We start from the raw sequence: 16,259 nt of genomic DNA, 5'->3' as shown, positions 1-16,259 counted from the left end.
TTTGCGCTTTCCTTCAAGTACCGATCATGCCGACTTCATCATCTAACGTTGCGTCTACTGCTGTGCCGTGTCCGGTTGTCGAATCGCTCGACGCCATTCTTCCCGAAGAGCCGTTACTGATGATGGGCGCCGGCCCCGTACCGATTCCCGCAGCGGTCGCCAAGGCCAATACGATCGTCATCAACCATTTGGGCGCAACCATGGTGAAGGTGATCGGTCAGGTGAAGACGATGGCGCGCTACGTGTTCCAGACCAATTCGAAATGGGTGCTGGGCGTGGCGGGACCCGGTTCGGCCGCGATGGAAATGGCAATCTCGAATCTCGCGTGGGAAGGTACGCGCGTGCTGAGCATCAAAAACGGCTTTTTCAGCGGGCGCATGGCGGAGATGGGCCGCCGCGTCGGCGCGCGAGTGACGGAACTGGAAGTGGCCGACCGCACGGTGGCGAGTCTCGACGAGATCGCCGAGGCAATCCGCCGTGAGCGACCGGAGATCGTCACGGTGGTGCAGGGCGAGACTTCGAATACGGTCTGGAATTACCAGCTGAAGGACATCGCCGCATTGGCGAAGGCGGCAGGCGCGCTGGTGATCGTCGACGCGGTGTGCACATTGAGCACCATGCCGCTCGCCATGGACGCGTGGGGTATCGACGCGGTGATCACGGGCGGGCAGAAGGGCTTGTCGTCTATTCCGGGAGTCTCGCTGATTGCGTTTTCCGATGCAGCCTGGGAGCGCGTGAAAGGACGTACCGCGCCGAATGCGCACTGGTGTCTCGACGCGTCGCTCGCCGAGAACTTCTGGCATAACGCGGGATATCACTACACGGCGCCCGTGTCGGGCGTGCTGGCTTTACATGAGGCACTGCGGCTCGTGTGCGCGGAGACGCTTGAAAAGCGTTTTGCGCGGCACCTCAAGTGTTCGGTGGCGTTGCAGGAAGGCGTGACCGCGCTCGGCTTGCAGCTATATGCGCCGGTCGCTTGCCGGCTGAATTCGGTGGTGGGCATCGAAGTGCCCGCGGGGCTGAGTCCAGGTGACGTATGCGCGCATATTTCGCGGCAGCATCAGGTCGAAATTTCGGGGTCGTTCGGATTGCCGATTGTCCGGATCGGGCAAATGGGCGAGCAATGCCGCGAGCACAATCTGTTTCGCACTCTGCACGCGCTGGGCCGGACGATGGTCGATCTCGGGGTGAAGGTCGATTTGCCCGCCGGGGTCGCGGCGTTGGAGCGGGGATTGTCGGAAGGGAAGTAGAGGGCTGGGAACCACTCCGCTAATGCGACACGCTCGAAAGTCCGCCTGCCGGAGGTAGTCTTGACGGCGGACCACTGTCGGTCAAACTGAACGCCGACATGGAACTCGGACAGTGGAACGTCTTCAGCACATCGCTCGTCAGTGGATTGGCAACGCTGCCCGCCCGCACAATGTTGAATATCGCTTTGCGCCCGCCGAAGTTGAACGCCACGCGCGTACCTCCGGATGTAGCTGTTCCCAGCACCAACGATGATCTTCGATGGTCGTCCGGTCGCCCGTATGGGCGACGAAGTCTTCTGCCCGCGGCATCCGGAAATTAGACCGAACCTAATTGTTGCGGGTGATGAGTCGATGATGGACGACAGCCTTCCTGTTGCTCATCATGGACATCGTGCGACATGTGGTTGCCGATTGATTTCCAGCCTGTCGCAACGATGATCGCTTTAGCCGCTCGACAAACGCAACTTGGGGCGACTCGAGGCCGAGCGTTCCCACGAGTACCAGCTGAACGTACGACTACCTGCTCACCAAGGCCAGGCGTTCCACGGCGCTGGTCCTGATTACACCGCTGCCTGCCCGGAGCCACGGAACTCAAGTGTGAGTTGGTGCGTTGAGCCGAAAAGCCCTCAAAGCGCCGCAGGCATCTTCCCAACCTTCACATCCCGAAGATAAAGAAAACTGGAAAGCCCCACAGCCGCTGCAGCGGCAATTGCTGCAAACAGAAACACTGACCCATATCCAAACTCGCCGGCAATATACCCCGCCAACGGCCCCGTAATTCCCAGCGACAGATCCAGAAACACCGAGTAGGCCGACAACGCCGCACCTCGGCTCGCGGGCGGTACGAGTCCGACTGCCTCGACGCCGAGCGCCGGAAATACCAACGCAAACCCGAATCCGGTCAACGCCGCCCCCACGAGCGCAATATGCGGCTCAGGCGCAAGCCACAGCATCAGCAAGCCGACACATTCAAACGAAAACGAAACAATCGCGACCCGGAAACCTCCGTAGGTCTTGATCGTGTTGGCGAACAGCAGCCGCGCGCCGATGAACAGCGTGCCGAACACCGTCAGCGACAACGCCGCGTTCGGCCACTGCTTCGCCGCATAGAACAATGTGATGAACGTCGCAATCGATCCAAAACCGGCCGAGCCGAGCGCGAGGCCGATGCCGTGCGGCAGGACGCGCGTGAACACGCTTCGGTACGACATCCGTTCGCCGTGCACGATTGGCACGGATGCCATCGGCCGCGCGAGGTAGAAGCCGAGCGCCGCCAGCAGAATCACTAGAATGCCGAGCGCCGCAAATCCGACCGTCCGCTCGATCGCAACGCCGAGCGGCGCGCCGACCGCCAGTGCGCCATACGTGGCGATGCCGTTCCACGAGATCACTCGCGCGTTGTTGCTCGTGCCCACTCGGCCGATCCCCCACAGAATGGCGCCGGTGCCGCACAGACTCTCGCCGAATCCGAGCACGAGCCGGCTGCACACGAGCAGGCCAAGGCTCAGCACGGGCCAGCGTCCGCACAAAACCGCCAGCAGCAAAAGAACGCCGCTCGCGCCGCATCCGAGCAAGCCGATCGTCACCGTGCGCTTTGGTCCCAACGTGTCTGCCGAACGTCCTGCCAGCGGCCGCGACGCCAGAGTCGCCAGATACTGCACGCTGATCGCCGCGCCCGCGAGCACCGCGCTGTAGCCGAGGTCGTCATGCACGTAGCCTGGCAGCACCGCCAGCGGAATGCCGATCGTCAGATAGCAAAGAAACGTGAAAAAGACGACCGGAATGATCTGCATGGTCGTGGCGAATTCGCTGCGGGGTGTCGCTGTGTCGGTGGACATGGGGAAAACCAGACTTGAAAACGGCGGGAAGGCGTGATTTTCCCATGGAACCGATTCTCTTGCAGCATTTGCTTAATAATTGGTCAGACGTAAGCCGGTGCGAAGCCCAGATAGTGGGGCGTCGGACGCTCAATTTGCCCTCGGCGAAGGGCGAAATGCTCACCGCGCGCCCTACAAAATGGCTGAAATCAAGCGTTGCACCAACAAACATCTAAAACCAGCCAACCCAATATAAGCCCACAGCGCGCCAATTCCATCTCGATATCGCATTGCGCATATGTCCCGCATGCGACCCGGGCTATGGGTTGTATTTATTGACGGTGATAGTTTTCGAACCATCCCTGCTGGACAAAGAACATTCGAGAGCGATAAGACATGACTGAGCCAATCCGCTTTTACCATCGCAACGCGATCCGCGAATTCAAGGACGCGCCTGTCACCCGCACGGTCCTGCAGTATCTGCGTGAAGATGCGCACTGCACCGGCACCAAGGAAGGCTGCGCCGAAGGCGATTGCGGCGCGTGCACGGTCGTGGTCGGCGAGCGCAACGAAAAGGGCGGCGTCGACTTCAAGGCGGTCAATGCCTGCATCCAGTTCATGCCGACGCTCGACGGCAAGGCGCTCTTCACCGTCGAAGATCTGCGTCAGCCCGACGGCTCGCTGCATCCGGTACAGCAGGCGATGGTCGAATGCCACGGCTCGCAGTGCGGTTTCTGCACGCCGGGCTTCGTCATGTCGATGTGGTCGCTCTACGAAAAGCACGGCCACGAGCATGGCTGCGCAAACAGGACGGTGCCCTCGCGGGAAGCAATCAGCAACGCGCTCACAGGCAATCTGTGCCGCTGCACCGGCTATCGTCCGATCGTGGATGCGGCCGTGCGCATGTTCGAAGTCCCCGCGCCCAAGGCACCGGTGAATGTGGAGGCGCTCGCAGGCGCGCTCGCGACGCTGCAACGCGACGACACGTTCCATTACGAGCACGCCGGCCAGCGCTTCGACGCGCCGCGCACGGTCGAAGCGCTCGCACAGATCAAGCAGGCCGAGCCGGCCGCGCGCATTCTCGCGGGCAGCACCGACATTGGCCTGTGGGTCACCAAGCAGATGCGCGAACTCGGCAATGTCGTGTACGTTGGACAGATCGCCGAATTGCAGAAGCTCGAAACGCGTGCCGACTGGATCGAAATTGGCGCGGGCGTGACGGTAGAAAACGCCTACGCGGAGATCGCAAAGCAGTATCCCGAGCTTACGGAAATGTGGCTACGCTTCGCTTCGCTGCCCATTCGCAACGCGGGCACACTCGGCGGCAACATCGCGAACGGCTCGCCGATCGGTGATTCGATGCCCGGTCTCATCGCGCTCGGCGCGCGCGTGATTGTCCGAGGTGGCGACGTCGAACGCGAAATGCCGCTCGAAGACCTGTACGTCGCGTACCAGAAGAAGAATATGGCCGAGCACGAGTTCGTCGTCGGCCTCAAAGTGCCGACTCGCACGGGCACGCGTGCAAAGCTGCAATTTCGCACCTATAAGCTGTCGAAGCGCTTCGACTCGGACATCTCCGCTGTGTGTGCCGCATTCTCGTTTATCGCGGACGGCGAGTTGATTCGCGAGCCGCGCATCGCGTTCGGCGGCATGGCAGCGACGCCGAAGCGCGCAACGCACGCAGAAGCCGTGCTGCGCGACGCCGAATGGCATGAATCCACCGCGCAAGCCGCGATGCTCGCGCTCGGCAATGACTACGCACCGCTTTCCGATATGCGCGCGACCAGCAATTACCGTCTCGAAGCTGCAAAGAACACGCTGTATCGCTTCTGGCTCGAAACGCGCCCCAACAATCCGTTGCCGAAAAGCTCGCTCGATGTGCGCGCGGTGGTTGCGGCGTGCTCGACTGCGGACGCCGGTGTCGCCGGCAATGTCGTGGCAAATGCCTGAAGCGCACGAAGCGCACGAAGCGCACGAAGAATACGGAGAACACAACAATGAATCAGCATGCTGAACCCTTCCTGAAGGACACTCAGGCGCTCGACGACTTCACGCAGGTTCATGTGTCGCGCCCGCATGAATCGGCGCATCTGCACGTGAGCGGCCGCGCGACTTATACCGACGACATCCCGACGGTCGCAGGCACGCTGCACGCCGCGCTCGGGCTGTCGAGCAAAGCACACGCGAAAATCGTGTCGGTGTCGCTCGACAAGGTGCGCGCGACGCCCGGTGTGGTCGCTATCTTTACCGCGGACGATATTCCCGGCGCCAACGACGTCGCGCCGATCGTCCACGGCGACGATCCGATTCTCGCCGAAGGCATCGTTCAGTACGTCGGTCAGCCGGTGTTCATCGTGGTCGCGACGTCGCACGAAACCGCGCGGCTCGCCGCGCGCCGCGCGGAGATCGTCTATGAGGAATTGCCTGCCATCCTGACCGCGCAGCAGGCGCGTGCCGCCAATCAGCACGTGCTGCCGCCGATGAAACTCGCGCGCGGCGAGGCCGGCACGAAGATCGCACGCGCGTCGCATCGTGAGGCTGGCGAAATGCTGCTCGGCGGCCAGGAGCAGTTCTATCTGGAAGGGCAGATTTCGTATGCCGTGCCGAAGGACGACGACGGCATGCACGTCTATTGCTCAACGCAGCATCCGACTGAAATGCAGCATCTTGTCGCTCACGCGTTGGGCATTGCGTCCCATAACGTGCTGATCGAATGTCGCCGAATGGGTGGCGGCTTCGGCGGCAAGGAATCGCAGTCGGGTCTCTTCGCGTGCTGCGCAGCGCTCGCCGCGTGGAAGCTGCTGTGCCCCGTCAAGCTTCGCCCGGATCGCGACGACGACATGATGGTGACGGGCAAGCGGCACGACTTCCACTACACGTATGAAGTCGGCTACGACGACAAGGGCGTGATCGAAGGCGTGGCCGTCGACATGACCTCGCGCTGCGGTTTTTCGGCCGACCTGTCCGGCCCGGTGATGACGCGCGCGCTGTGCCACTTCGACAACGCGTACTGGCTGTCCGATGTGACCATCGACGGCTTTTGCGGCAAGACCAACACGCAATCGAACACCGCGTTTCGCGGCTTCGGCGGTCCGCAAGGTGCGTTTGCGATCGAATACATCATGGACAACGTGGCGCGCTCGATCGGCGAGGATTCGCTCGACGTGCGCCGCCGCAATCTGTATGGCAAGACCGAGCGTAATCAGACGCCGTATGGCCAGATCGTCGAAGACAACGTGATTCACGAACTGATCGACGAACTGGAAGCGACTAGCGAATATCGCGCGCGCCGCGCAGCGATCAACGAATTCAACGCCAACAACGAGGTGCTGAAAAAAGGCCTCGCACTGACGCCGGTCAAGTTCGGCATTGCGTTCAACGTCACGCACTTCAATCAGGCCGGCGCGCTGGTGCATATCTACACCGACGGTTCGGTGCTCGTGAATCACGGCGGCACCGAAATGGGCCAGGGCTTGAACACGAAAGTCGCACAGGTCGTCGCACATGAACTGGGCGTCGGCTTCAACCGGATTCGCGTGACGGCAACGGATACCAGCAAGGTCGCGAATACCTCGGCGACGGCGGCTTCGACGGGTTCGGATCTGAACGGCAAGGCTGCACAGGACGCGGCGCGCCAGCTACGCGAACGGCTCGCCGCGTTTGCCGCCGAGCGTTTTGGTGCCGGCGAGGTGAATGCTTCCGACGTGCGCTTCGCGCATGACCGCGTGATTGTCGGCGAGGCAGTGGTGCCGTTCGAAGAAGTCGTCGCAAAGGCTTATCTCGCGCGAATCCAGCTGTGGTCCGATGGTTTTTACGCGACACCGAAGCTCTACTGGGATCAGGCGAAGCTGCAAGGCCGGCCGTTCTATTACTACTCGTATGGCGCGGCCGTGTCCGAAGTGGTGATCGACACGCTGACCGGCGAAATGCGCGTGCTGCGCGCGGACGCGCTGCATGACGTAGGCGCGTCGCTGAATCCGGCGCTCGACATCGGCCAGGTGGAAGGCGCGTTCATTCAGGGCATGGGCTGGCTCACCACCGAGGAGTTGTGGTGGAACGCCGGCGGCAAGCTCATGACGCACGCGCCGTCCACGTACAAGATTCCGACTGTCAACGATACGCCGCCGGTTTTCAACGTGCGTCTGTTCAAGAACCGCAATGCAGAGGACAGCATTCACCGCTCGAAAGCGACTGGTGAGCCGCCGCTGCTGTTGCCGTTCTCGGTATTCTTTGCGATTCGCGACGCGGTGTCGGCAGTCGGCGGTCATCGGGTGAATCCGCCGCTCAATGCACCTGCCACGAGCGAGGAAATCCTCAGGGCGATCGGCGCGGTGCGGGCTGCCGCGTCGGCCGCAAGGTGATTGAAGATGAACGCGATCAACCACTGTTCTTCGATTCGCATCGGCCGGCGCAGCGAGGTCGACGAGTCCCGTCCCGCGCCCATGCACATCGTGCTGTTCGGCGCGGGCCATGTGGGTCATGCGCTCATTCAATTGCTCGGCAACCTGCCGTGCGTGGTTCAGTGGGTGGACGAGCGCGATGAACTGTTCCCCGACGAAACGCCCGCGAATGTGCAGATCGAAGCCACCGACACGCCAGACGCGATCGTCGATACGGCACCGCCCGGCGCCTGGTTTCTGGTGATGACGCATAACCATGCGCTCGATTTCTCGCTCGCTGAACGCATCATGCGGCGACGCGATTTCAGCTACTTCGGCATGATCGGTTCGAAGACAAAACGCGTGAAGTTCGAGCGGCGCCTGCTCGCGCGTGGCGTGGAACTTGAACGGTTGCAGCAGATGACATGTCCGATCGGCGTGCCAGGTATCGTCGACAAGGCGCCGGCCATGATCGCGGTGGCGGTATGCGCGGAGTTGCTGCAGGTTCGCGGGCGGCGAGCCGCGGTTCAGCCCGCAACGGCAAACGGAACGCAAGCGGCGCTTCAACCTGTGGCGGCAAACGTCTGAAATGGATTGGCTGCGTTTAGCGCCGTTAGTACCATTAGCCGAAGCGACCTGATCGATTAAGTCATCCGCACGACAACATCAGCCGCCGATCACTCGTTAACCGTCTCAATCGCATGGACGCCTCATCGCTCCATTAGCGCGTTCGCCTCGCCCTCAGGTGGACCCTTACCGCGGCTGCTTCGCGCGCCGAACCTTCTGCGCGACCAGCCCGTCCGACACCTGTGACATCAATGCGCGCAGCCAGCCGAGATCGCTCGGGCGATCCGGCTGCGGATGCCACATCTGATAGCACTTGATACGCGGAAAGGGGATGGGCGCCTCGACAACCGCGAGCGGCAGAATGCTCGCGTAGTGCGTCGCGAAGCGCCGCGTCGTCGTGAAGATCAGATCGGATTGCAGCAGCGTCTGCGGTACGAGGCCGAAGTACGGCAGCGTGGCGACGATGCGCCGCTCGGCGCGCGCTCTCGCAAATCCGATGTCGATGGCGCCACCGCGCGCGCCGCTATAAGGAGTCGGTGCAAGATGCGGCGCCGCGAGATACGCGTCGCGCGTGAGCGGCGCGCGCGCCAACGGATGATCCGCCCGCATCAGACACACAACTGTGTCCGAAAACAGGTCGCTGCGCTCGAAACGCGGATCGGGCTTCGGCCAGTTGCCGATTACCAGGTCGAGTTCGCCCGCATCGAGCGAGGCAGTGTGGTCGAGCATCGGGCTCAGCGAATCGATTTCGAGCCGGGCGTGCGGCGCCGCCTCGCGGAACTGCGCGATCACGGTCGGCATGAAGAAGTCGTTCAGATAATCCGGCGCGGCTACCCGAAAGGTGCGGCGCGAACGGCCGGGGTCGAAGTCGCCGTGCGGCGTGGCCACGAAATCGACCTCACGCAACACCCGTTGCGCGGATGCAAGCAGCGACTCGCCATATTCGGTCGGCACCATGCCCGACTTGCCGCGTACGAGGATGGGGTCGTTCAGCGTCTCTCGAAGCTTACGCAGCGCAGTGCTGATTGCGGGCTGCGTCTGGTTCAGGCGCAGCGCGGTTTGCGTGACGCTGCGCTCGACCAGCAACGTGCGCAGCACACGCACGAGCCAGATATCGAGGGAGGCGGCGGTGTCGTCCATGGAAAAGAGGGAGGCGAAGTCGAGCGGGCGTCACAAGAATCCGCACGAGAGGCGATCAGCACGCGGTCTATGCGTGGCGCAAAGGTTATAACCTTAGGCCCGATTGCACTGCGGCCGCCATAGCGGGCGCGGTATGTCCGGCATCAGCAGCGCCCGGTCCACACGCGCGCCCCACGCACTCCACTGCATCGAACCGAACGCTCAGATGTTGGGCAAACCCGACGGCAGCGCACTGATCCGCTTCACTTCGCTCGATTCCAGCCAGTTGGGCGTGCGTGCGCAGTACAACACCATCGGCAACGCATCTTCGCCCCAGAACAACTGGTCGTTCAGCCGGAAGGTCGGCACGCCGTACACGCCGAGGCCGATGGCGTCGGCGGTATTGCGCTGCAACTGCGCCTTCACTTCTTCGCTCTTGATGAGTTCGGGGCCGTCCGGTATGCCCACCCGTTCGCACAATTCGGCGAATGCCGCGTCGCTCGACGGATCGCGGCCTTCACGCCAGATGAAGCGGAAGATTTCGCGCACACAGACCACGTCGGCCTGAGCGGCAGTGGCGAGCAGCAGCGGCTTCATGGAGTCGAAAGGATGAGCCGGCGGCATCTTGTACGGTATGCCGAGTTGCTCCGCGCGAAAGAGCGCGTGCCGGTACAGGAAGGTGCGTTTGGCCGGCACGCTGTAAGCCGGCCGTTGCCCCCAGTGACGATACAGGTCGTTCAGCACCACTGGCGTGAATGCGAAGTCGAAGCCCGGCCATTTGTCGTGTTGTTCGAGCAGCAGATACGTGAACGGCGAGACGAAATCGTAAAACCACAGGGGCTGCGCGGCGTCGATGCCAACGGTCATATGTGTCTCCCGGATTGCCTGTCCGACAGATCGGCGGTTGCGTCTGCCAGATCGTCGGAATTGTAATGATCTTACGCGGTGCGGCGGCGGCTTGCACCGTCAATCTGGTTTGCGGCGCTCGTCGGCGCGTGTCTCGCCGATCTCTGCGGCTTCGTCCGGCGCGCCAGGCGCGGCGGCCGCGTCGCCGGCTTCGGTCACCGCGTCGAAGTCCTGGCCGGCGCCTTCGTCCGGCTCTTCCTCGGACATCTCGCGCTGCGCTTCGCGGCTTTGCATGAGCCTTGCCCGCACGAAACCGATGTGCTCGCGCAGCACATAGAACTGATCGGCATAGGCGAGCGGCATCTTCAGACCATTCACCGAGTCTTCGATCGCGTCGAGCCGTCGCAGAAGCGACGCGCGCTCGGCCGGCGAATGGTCGCTAAGCGCGCTGCGCTCGATAGCGATCAGTGCGCCATACCAGCGATAGATGCGTGACCTCACCCGCCATGCATACAGCGACGGCACGAGCCGCAGCGCCGGGATCAGCAGCACCACGAGCGGCACGACCACCACGAGCAGCCGGTCGGCAAGGCTCGCGAGCCAGAACGGCAACAGACGGTAAAGGAAGCCCTTGCCCGACTTGTAGTAGCGCGCGGCGTCGTCGCTAATCGTGAAGTCATGGGCCAGCGGGGCAGGGAATTCACCCGCGCGCTGCATGATGTTGGCCCTGCCGTGCACTTCGCGCGCGGCTTCGATCAGCAGGTCCGACAGCGCCGGGTGCAGCGAGTCGCGCGCCACCAGTTCGGCGGTCGGCGCGACCATATGGATCGGCGCGGACGGCAGGTTCTTACCGAGATCGAACGCGCCCATCGGCAATTCGAGTTGCGTCAGGTACGGAAAGCGGCGGGTGTATGCGTCGGCCTGCGTGAAATCGTAGAACTGCACGTTTGGCGTGCGGTAAAGCTTGCCCATGACCGCGGGTTGCGCGGAATCGCCGGCGAGGAAAGCCGCGTCGACCTTTCCGGAGATGAGGGCCTGCGCCGCGTCTTCGCCGGATAGCGGCAGCAGTTTGGTCGCGCCGCCCGGCTCGATGCCGTTGGCCTTCAGGAGCGCGAGCGCCAGTTCCCGGGTGCCGCTGCCTTCGGCGCCGACTGCGAGCCGCTGGCCCTTGAATTCGGAAAGCCGCGCGACCGTCGGCCCGTGATAGAAGATCGCGAGCGGCACATACGACACGCTGCCGAGCGACATCAGGCCGTTGCTTGCTGCGCCGGGCGCGACGCCATCCTGCACGAAGCCCACGTCGACGTTCGAGTTCGGGTCTGACAGCCGTTTGAGATTTTGCAGCGAGCCTTCCGACGGCAGAACATTCAACGTGATGCGGTTGCGCGCGAGAATCTCCTTGTACTTTTGAGCCGCCGTCCAGAAGCTGCTGCCTTGCGGACCGGCGCTAATGGTGAGCGTGCTGGGCGGCGCGGGCTGGATCAGACGCACCGCGAGCCAGATCGCGACGACAGCGATCAGCACGATCGGCCCGAACGACACGGCCAGATCGCGCCACGAGATCGCGACGAAACGGGCAACGAGGTGGGTAGGGTGTTTGCGGCCGGTGGCTGGCTTCATCGGATGACAGGACGGCTACGGTCCGGAGTGAACTGGATGGGGCGCTGCGCGTGGCGCCGATGGTACCTGAGATTGCTGCGGCGGCGGAATGGACGACTAGGCAGGGCGCGGAGAAACCCGTAACAAAAAGTGACTACCGGGTAGCGGCCAAGCGGCGAGCGCGGGGCGAGGAGCGCGCAATGAAGGCTCGGTGACCGGCGAGAGCTTCGCCGGCAAGCAGAGCGCAGGCGGCCATTAAAAAGCGCCGCGGCGACAAGTGCTTCAGCAGGTTAAGCACATATAAGAAGCACGTGAACAGCATATGAACGCCTGCAAACATCCGTATTTAACTCAGCCCCCTCGCATCGAGCACAACTAAACCCTTTGCGCTTCTGGCGCGGCTAGATTAAATTGTGCATCGCTGCCGCGAACACACGTTTCGCGCGGCGCGACCCGGCACGACACACAAGAACCGGGCGCGTCTGCGAATATCGCGGCTTGCCGGTCTGCGGACCGCATCGCATGAGCGTCTTCGCCATCGCGTGCGGCACATGGCAGCCGGCCTCCCTTCGCCTCTCGCATCTCGTGTCGCAGCCACAGCCGGCTATTGCCTCGCCTCGCGCCTCGTCGCGCCTCGGGCATGGCCGCAGGTAGTCGTAACGAAGCCGCTTATTCAAGCGGTCCAATGTGAAGCTAAGGAGAGAAGCAATATGAAATCGGTCGGTTTTCTGAAGACGCTGGGCTCGGTGGTGGCAATGGTGGTGGCATGCAACGTCTATGCTCAGGCAAGCGATGCAACGGCAACGGGCACGACAGCCGCTCCCGCCGCCACCGCGAAGGCGAGCAAGAAGGCCAATAGCCAGCTGGGTCGCAAGGTGCGCGCCGCACTCGCCAAGACGCAAGGCATCGACGTGTCCAACATCGCGGTGCGCGCCCGCGGCGGCGCCGTGACGCTCACGGGCTCGGTGCCCGATCAAGGTCAGATCGACGCGGCCGGCGAGGCAGCGAAGGGTGTTGCCGGCGTGACGTCGGTGTCGAACAAGCTGAACGTGATGCAGCAGTAAGTGCGGCGAGCGGGCGCATCGGTAAGCCCGCTGTGACGGCGCACTGATCAGGCGGCTAGCGGCGCGGCAATCAGCGCGCCTCACAGGGCGCGGCTTGTGAGGTGGCGGTGCCGCGTCGGGCGTTTTCCGACGCAACGCACCACTTCGATGTGCACGAACGAAAAAGCTCCGGCAGCCATGCCGGAGCTTTTTTGTTTTGTGCGAATTCGTTGAAGAAACGGCAGCGGCAAAAGGGTGACGACAAAGCGGCAACGACGGTTTCATCAGACGCTGCACTGCAAGCCACGCGCCGTCGCCCAATGTGTGGGATGACACATTGGCGACGCCGCGCCAAGCGTACCGTATGCATGAAGAACCGGAGTCAACGCCATGCAAACTACGCTCCTGCGCTATACCGATCTGCCCATCACCGACCGGGCCGCATTCGAACTGGTGTGCGCGCGGCACGGCTTTGCGCCCTCGCATTTCGACGTCAGCATTTGCGCCGATCCCGCCGATGCTGCTCACGAGCGCCTCGTCACCGTGCGACGTGGCGGCTGGGCTCAATCGTATTACGACCGCCAGGGTCAATGGGTCAGACAGTTCGAGGCCGATCTGACCTGCCGCTTTTTCAGGTGACGGCGACGGCGGGAGCCCGGCATCGGGGTTGCGTCATCAGTCTGAGACAAGGCGAAAATCAGACCGGCCTGACGCCAGCATCTCGCGGCTTCACGCCAGCACCAGACGCACGCCTACCAGCGTGAGCGTCGCCGCGAGCAGATTGCGCAGCAGCGCATCCGGCGCGCGCGCGGAGAGCATGCTGCCCACCGCGATGCCAGGCAGCGACCCCACGAGCAGCGACAGCAGCATCGACCAGTCGACCGAACCGAGCAGCCAATGGCCCGCGCCTGCCAGCAGCGTAAGCGGTACCGCATGCGCAATGTCGGAGCCGACGATGCGGGTTGTCGGCAGCATCGGATAAAGCAGCAGCAAAACGGTCACGCCGATTGCGCCCGCGCCCACCGAAGTCAGCGATACGAGCACACCGAGCACCGCGCCCGTCAGCATGGTGAGTCCGAGCGTGCGTCCCTGGCTGGGCGTGCGTTGACGGTGCGCGCCCAGCGCCGCGAGTTGCGGGCGGAACACGAGCGCGACTGCCGTCACCAGAAGCGCGATCCCAAGCACGATCTGGATCAGTCGGCTCGCGCCCGGCGTGTCCATCCCGTAGCGGTGCAACAGCACCAGCGTGACCGTCGCGGCCGGCACGCTACCGGCGGCGAGTCGCAGCGTCACCTGCCAGTCCACGGAGCCTTTCAGGCCGTGCACCAGCGTTCCGGTCGCCTTGGTGGCAGCCGCGTACAAAAGGTCAGTGCCGACTGCGGTCGCCGGGTGTACGTTGAACAGGAGGACCAGGATCGGCGTCATCAGCGAGCCGCCGCCAACGCCCGTCAGCCCGACCAAAAAGCCGACGAACAGGCCGGAGGCGGAGTACAGCAAATCGATATGGGGAAGAGCCATTGATGAGACCGCTGGCGGTCGGTGGATTGACCGTGGATTGACAGTTAGGGCACGGGCGGCGCGCGTGTTCCCCACCGCCGACGCAGGTCGGCAGATCGGGCATCAGGCAACGCTCGGCGCAGCGAAAGCCGCTATTGTCGCAAAACTGACGCGCGAGCGTACGAACGGCGCGGAACGCGCGCGCCGGGGCCGTCCGCGCGAGGCTTAACGCGCTGCTCAGCGCTCACAGCGCGCGACGAATTTCGACGACGCCGAAGGCCGCGAGCATGATCCCGACGAGCCGGTCGATCGCGAGCCGCAATTTGCTGCCGATAGCGTGCCGCGCGAGCGAGACCACCGTCACCAGAAAGCACCACCACGCGATCGAGCCGCAGAAAACGCCGCCGACCGTCGTAAGCGCAATCGTCGACGAAAACGCGCCGCGCGGCGCCAGCGTCGTGAACAACGCGGCGAACATGATGACCGTCTGCGGGTTGGTCAGCGTGAGCAGCAAGGAACTCGCGTAAGCGCGCAGCGCCCCCGCACGGCCCACTTGCGCGAGCTTGCCGTTCCCGTTCGCTTCGCCGTTGGCCGCGTCGACCGGGGGCTTTTGCAGCAGCGTGCGCACGCCGAGGTACAGCAAAAACAATCCGGCAAGCAGATGCAACGGCCGGTCATATGCCAGCATGAACTGCGAAATGCCGACGAGTCCGAGCGCCGCGATCAGACCATAGAACGCGTCGCCGCTCGCAATGCCCAGGCCGATCGCGAGTCCGGCGCGCGGGCCGCCCGTCAGCGTGCGGCGGATGCAAAGCATACCCATGGGCCCGACCGGCGCGGCAATCGCAAGGCCGACGCCGGCAGCGGTAATGAAGAGGCTGGTCATGGACATGGCTATTTCCGTGAAGTGGTCATGGTCGGTTGCGATAAGTCACCGGGCGGGCCGCATGCATCGCGAAACATTTAGAGAATGCGTCGGCATCCGCGAGCATCGCTCAGCATAGCGAGCGCGCAAGCCGCGAGCAAGCGGCCAGCGGTCCAAGAGCAGAGCCGGCGCACAAGCGCTGCGCATGAATCGACCGTGGATACCTTGGCATCAGGTCGGGCACCGCTTTACTCGGGCATAATTTTCCCCACTCTAACTTTGGAGCCGTCCCGCATGTGGCAGATCGATCAGGTGACGTTGCGCTTGTTCATTGCCGTTTGCGAGGAAGGCACGATCGCGCGCGCCGCGGAACGCGAGTTCATCGCGCCGTCTGCGGTCAGCAAGCGGCTCGCCGATCTCGAGGCGCTCGTCGACGTCGCGCTGCTTTCGCGCAGTCAGCGCGGTGTGCGCGCCACTGCCGCCGGCGAGGCATTGTTGCGGCATGCACGGCTCATCATGCGCAGCCATGAACGCATGCAGGCCGAGCTGAGCCAATATGCAGCCGGCGCGCGCGGCCATGTTCGCGTGCTGGCGAACGTGTCGTCGATGGTCGAGTTTTTGCCCGAGGCGTTGTCCGAATTTCTAAAGGCGAACCCGCAGATACGCGTGGATGTCGAAGAGCGCGTGAGCACGGAAATCGTTCGGGGCCTCGAAGAAGGCGTGGCCGATCTCGGCATCTGCCGCGACGTAGTGCCGATGGGAAGTCTCGACGCGCTGCCGTATCGAGCCGATCACCTCGCGCTAATCGTGCCGCGTGGCCATCCACTTGCCGGCGAGGCGGCCATCGGCTTCGAGCAGACGCTTGCGTTCGATCACCTCGGGCTCTCGTCGAATGCGTCGGTCAATGCGCTGATGCAGCGGATCGCGGCTGAGAAAGGACGCGAACTCAACTATCGCACCTACGTGTCGACCTTCGACGCCGCCTATCGTTTTATCCAGGCCGGCCTCGCGGTAGCCATTCTGCCGGGCGAGGCGCTGCCCCGTCATGCCGCCGACGAATACGGGATCGTCGCCGTGCCGTTGCGCGAAGCGTGGGCCGAGCGGCGCTTCGTGATCTGCGTGCGCGACCGCAACGCGTTGACGCTCGCCGCGTCGCATCTGCTGGAGCATTTGCTGCGCACGGTTTGAGGCATGCGCAGAGGTAGCGTCCCGGCTTCCGGTCCGCTGCGGAACCAGGCGGCTTAACCGCTCATCAATATGCGATTCAAGCGACGCGC

14 protein-coding genes and 1 pseudogene are annotated in these 16,259 nt (G+C 63.4%); 8 read left to right on the top strand and 7 right to left on the bottom strand.

What is annotated here, in order from left to right; genetic code table 11:
• The first annotated feature begins 26 nt into the window (after positions 1-26).
• On the top strand, positions 27-1,250 hold the full coding sequence (locus SB753_RS18630) for a pyridoxal-phosphate-dependent aminotransferase family protein (protein WP_027804906.1): 1,224 nt from the start codon (positions 27-29) through the stop codon (positions 1,248-1,250).
• 19 nt (positions 1,251-1,269) lie between these two features.
• Here SB753_RS18630 and SB753_RS18625 read toward each other — a convergent pair.
• Positions 1,270-1,494, bottom strand: a pseudogene (locus SB753_RS18625) (hypothetical protein); the annotation flags it as partial.
• A gap of 5 nt (positions 1,495-1,499) precedes the next feature.
• On the opposite strand from SB753_RS18625, the gene SB753_RS18620 reads away from it, so the two are divergent.
• Positions 1,500-1,688 carry a PAAR domain-containing protein gene (locus SB753_RS18620; RefSeq protein ID WP_131317737.1) on the top strand — a complete coding sequence of 63 codons (189 nt, stop codon included), beginning with the start codon at positions 1,500-1,502 and terminating at the stop codon, positions 1,686-1,688.
• Between the two features lie 188 nt (positions 1,689-1,876).
• On the opposite strand, the gene SB753_RS18615 is transcribed toward SB753_RS18620, so the two are convergent.
• Positions 1,877-3,088 carry an MFS transporter gene (locus SB753_RS18615; RefSeq protein WP_310354254.1) on the bottom strand — a complete coding sequence of 404 codons (1,212 nt, stop codon included), beginning with the start codon at positions 3,086-3,088 and terminating at the stop codon, positions 1,877-1,879.
• A 375-nt stretch (positions 3,089-3,463) separates the two neighbouring features.
• On the opposite strand from SB753_RS18615, the gene xdhA reads away from it, so the two are divergent.
• Genes xdhA through xdhC form a run of 3 tightly spaced genes read left to right on the top strand, consistent with a single transcriptional unit; the run spans position 3,464 to position 8,034 of the window.
• On the top strand, positions 3,464-5,017 hold the full coding sequence (gene xdhA / locus SB753_RS18610) for a xanthine dehydrogenase small subunit (RefSeq protein ID WP_310354256.1): 1,554 nt from the start codon (positions 3,464-3,466) through the stop codon (positions 5,015-5,017).
• Between the two features lie 47 nt (positions 5,018-5,064).
• Positions 5,065-7,428 (top strand): xanthine dehydrogenase molybdopterin binding subunit, encoded by a 2,364-nt coding sequence (xdhB, locus tag SB753_RS18605; RefSeq protein ID WP_410801240.1) that lies wholly within the window; start codon positions 5,065-5,067, stop codon positions 7,426-7,428.
• A gap of 6 nt (positions 7,429-7,434) precedes the next feature.
• A complete protein-coding gene (gene xdhC / locus SB753_RS18600) occupies positions 7,435-8,034 on the top strand; it encodes a xanthine dehydrogenase accessory protein XdhC (RefSeq protein WP_310354260.1) in 600 nt (199 codons plus the stop codon).
• A gap of 165 nt (positions 8,035-8,199) precedes the next feature.
• Here xdhC and SB753_RS18595 read toward each other — a convergent pair whose 3' ends face one another.
• From SB753_RS18595 to SB753_RS18585, 3 genes are all read right to left on the bottom strand, one after another.
• Positions 8,200-9,153 (bottom strand): LysR substrate-binding domain-containing protein, encoded by a 954-nt coding sequence (locus SB753_RS18595; RefSeq protein ID WP_087751526.1) that lies wholly within the window; start codon positions 9,151-9,153, stop codon positions 8,200-8,202.
• 201 nt (positions 9,154-9,354) lie between these two features.
• Positions 9,355-9,999 (bottom strand): 2-hydroxychromene-2-carboxylate isomerase, encoded by a 645-nt coding sequence (locus tag SB753_RS18590; RefSeq protein ID WP_020069762.1) that lies wholly within the window; start codon positions 9,997-9,999, stop codon positions 9,355-9,357.
• A 99-nt stretch (positions 10,000-10,098) separates the two neighbouring features.
• Positions 10,099-11,598, bottom strand: coding sequence for a TAXI family TRAP transporter solute-binding subunit (locus tag SB753_RS18585; RefSeq protein ID WP_410801237.1), 1,500 nt, complete (start codon positions 11,596-11,598; stop codon positions 10,099-10,101).
• A gap of 689 nt (positions 11,599-12,287) precedes the next feature.
• Between SB753_RS18585 and SB753_RS18580 the strand changes: the two genes are divergently transcribed.
• Together SB753_RS18580 and SB753_RS18575 are read left to right on the top strand one after the other, a co-directional pair.
• The gene (locus SB753_RS18580) at positions 12,288-12,641 is read left to right on the top strand and encodes a BON domain-containing protein (protein WP_020069765.1); all 354 of its coding nucleotides are present in this window, start codon (positions 12,288-12,290) and stop codon (positions 12,639-12,641) included.
• A 369-nt stretch (positions 12,642-13,010) separates the two neighbouring features.
• A complete protein-coding gene (locus tag SB753_RS18575; protein ID WP_020069766.1) occupies positions 13,011-13,259 on the top strand; it encodes a hypothetical protein in 249 nt (82 codons plus the stop codon).
• A gap of 90 nt (positions 13,260-13,349) precedes the next feature.
• Here SB753_RS18575 and SB753_RS18570 read toward each other — a convergent pair whose 3' ends face one another.
• Positions 13,350-14,138 (bottom strand): sulfite exporter TauE/SafE family protein, encoded by a 789-nt coding sequence (locus SB753_RS18570; RefSeq protein WP_087751523.1) that lies wholly within the window; start codon positions 14,136-14,138, stop codon positions 13,350-13,352.
• Positions 14,139-14,361: 223 nt separating this feature from the next.
• The gene (locus SB753_RS18565; RefSeq protein ID WP_088173058.1) at positions 14,362-15,009 is read right to left on the bottom strand and encodes a LysE family translocator; all 648 of its coding nucleotides are present in this window, start codon (positions 15,007-15,009) and stop codon (positions 14,362-14,364) included.
• Positions 15,010-15,276: 267 nt separating this feature from the next.
• Between SB753_RS18565 and SB753_RS18560 the strand changes: the two genes are divergently transcribed.
• Positions 15,277-16,170, top strand: coding sequence for a LysR substrate-binding domain-containing protein (locus SB753_RS18560; RefSeq protein ID WP_204520303.1), 894 nt, complete (start codon positions 15,277-15,279; stop codon positions 16,168-16,170).
• Positions 16,171-16,259 lie beyond the last annotated feature (89 nt).

The organism is Paraburkholderia sp. SIMBA_053 (assembly GCF_046534895.1).
Classification (GTDB): domain Bacteria; phylum Pseudomonadota; class Gammaproteobacteria; order Burkholderiales; family Burkholderiaceae; genus Paraburkholderia; species Paraburkholderia caledonica.
The sequence above is the reverse complement of the archived record's forward strand: the minus strand, read 5'-3'. Positions and strand labels throughout refer to the sequence as shown.

Coding starts and splice junctions, on each gene's coding strand:
- SB753_RS18630 (WP_027804906.1), top strand. CDS start 27: ATGCCGACTTCATCATCTAACGTTGCGTCTACTGCTGTGCCGTGTCCG.
- SB753_RS18620 (WP_131317737.1), top strand. CDS start 1,500: ATGATCTTCGATGGTCGTCCGGTCGCCCGTATGGGCGACGAAGTCTTC.
- SB753_RS18615 (WP_310354254.1), bottom strand. CDS start 3,088: ATGTCCACCGACACAGCGACACCCCGCAGCGAATTCGCCACGACCATG.
- xdhA (WP_310354256.1), top strand. CDS start 3,464: ATGACTGAGCCAATCCGCTTTTACCATCGCAACGCGATCCGCGAATTC.
- xdhB (WP_410801240.1), top strand. CDS start 5,065: ATGAATCAGCATGCTGAACCCTTCCTGAAGGACACTCAGGCGCTCGAC.
- xdhC (WP_310354260.1), top strand. CDS start 7,435: ATGAACGCGATCAACCACTGTTCTTCGATTCGCATCGGCCGGCGCAGC.
- SB753_RS18595 (WP_087751526.1), bottom strand. CDS start 9,153: ATGGACGACACCGCCGCCTCCCTCGATATCTGGCTCGTGCGTGTGCTG.
- SB753_RS18590 (WP_020069762.1), bottom strand. CDS start 9,999: ATGACCGTTGGCATCGACGCCGCGCAGCCCCTGTGGTTTTACGATTTC.
- SB753_RS18585 (WP_410801237.1), bottom strand. CDS start 11,598: ATGAAGCCAGCCACCGGCCGCAAACACCCTACCCACCTCGTTGCCCGT.
- SB753_RS18580 (WP_020069765.1), top strand. CDS start 12,288: ATGAAATCGGTCGGTTTTCTGAAGACGCTGGGCTCGGTGGTGGCAATG.
- SB753_RS18575 (WP_020069766.1), top strand. CDS start 13,011: ATGCAAACTACGCTCCTGCGCTATACCGATCTGCCCATCACCGACCGG.
- SB753_RS18570 (WP_087751523.1), bottom strand. CDS start 14,138: ATGGCTCTTCCCCATATCGATTTGCTGTACTCCGCCTCCGGCCTGTTC.
- SB753_RS18565 (WP_088173058.1), bottom strand. CDS start 15,009: ATGTCCATGACCAGCCTCTTCATTACCGCTGCCGGCGTCGGCCTTGCG.
- SB753_RS18560 (WP_204520303.1), top strand. CDS start 15,277: ATGTGGCAGATCGATCAGGTGACGTTGCGCTTGTTCATTGCCGTTTGC.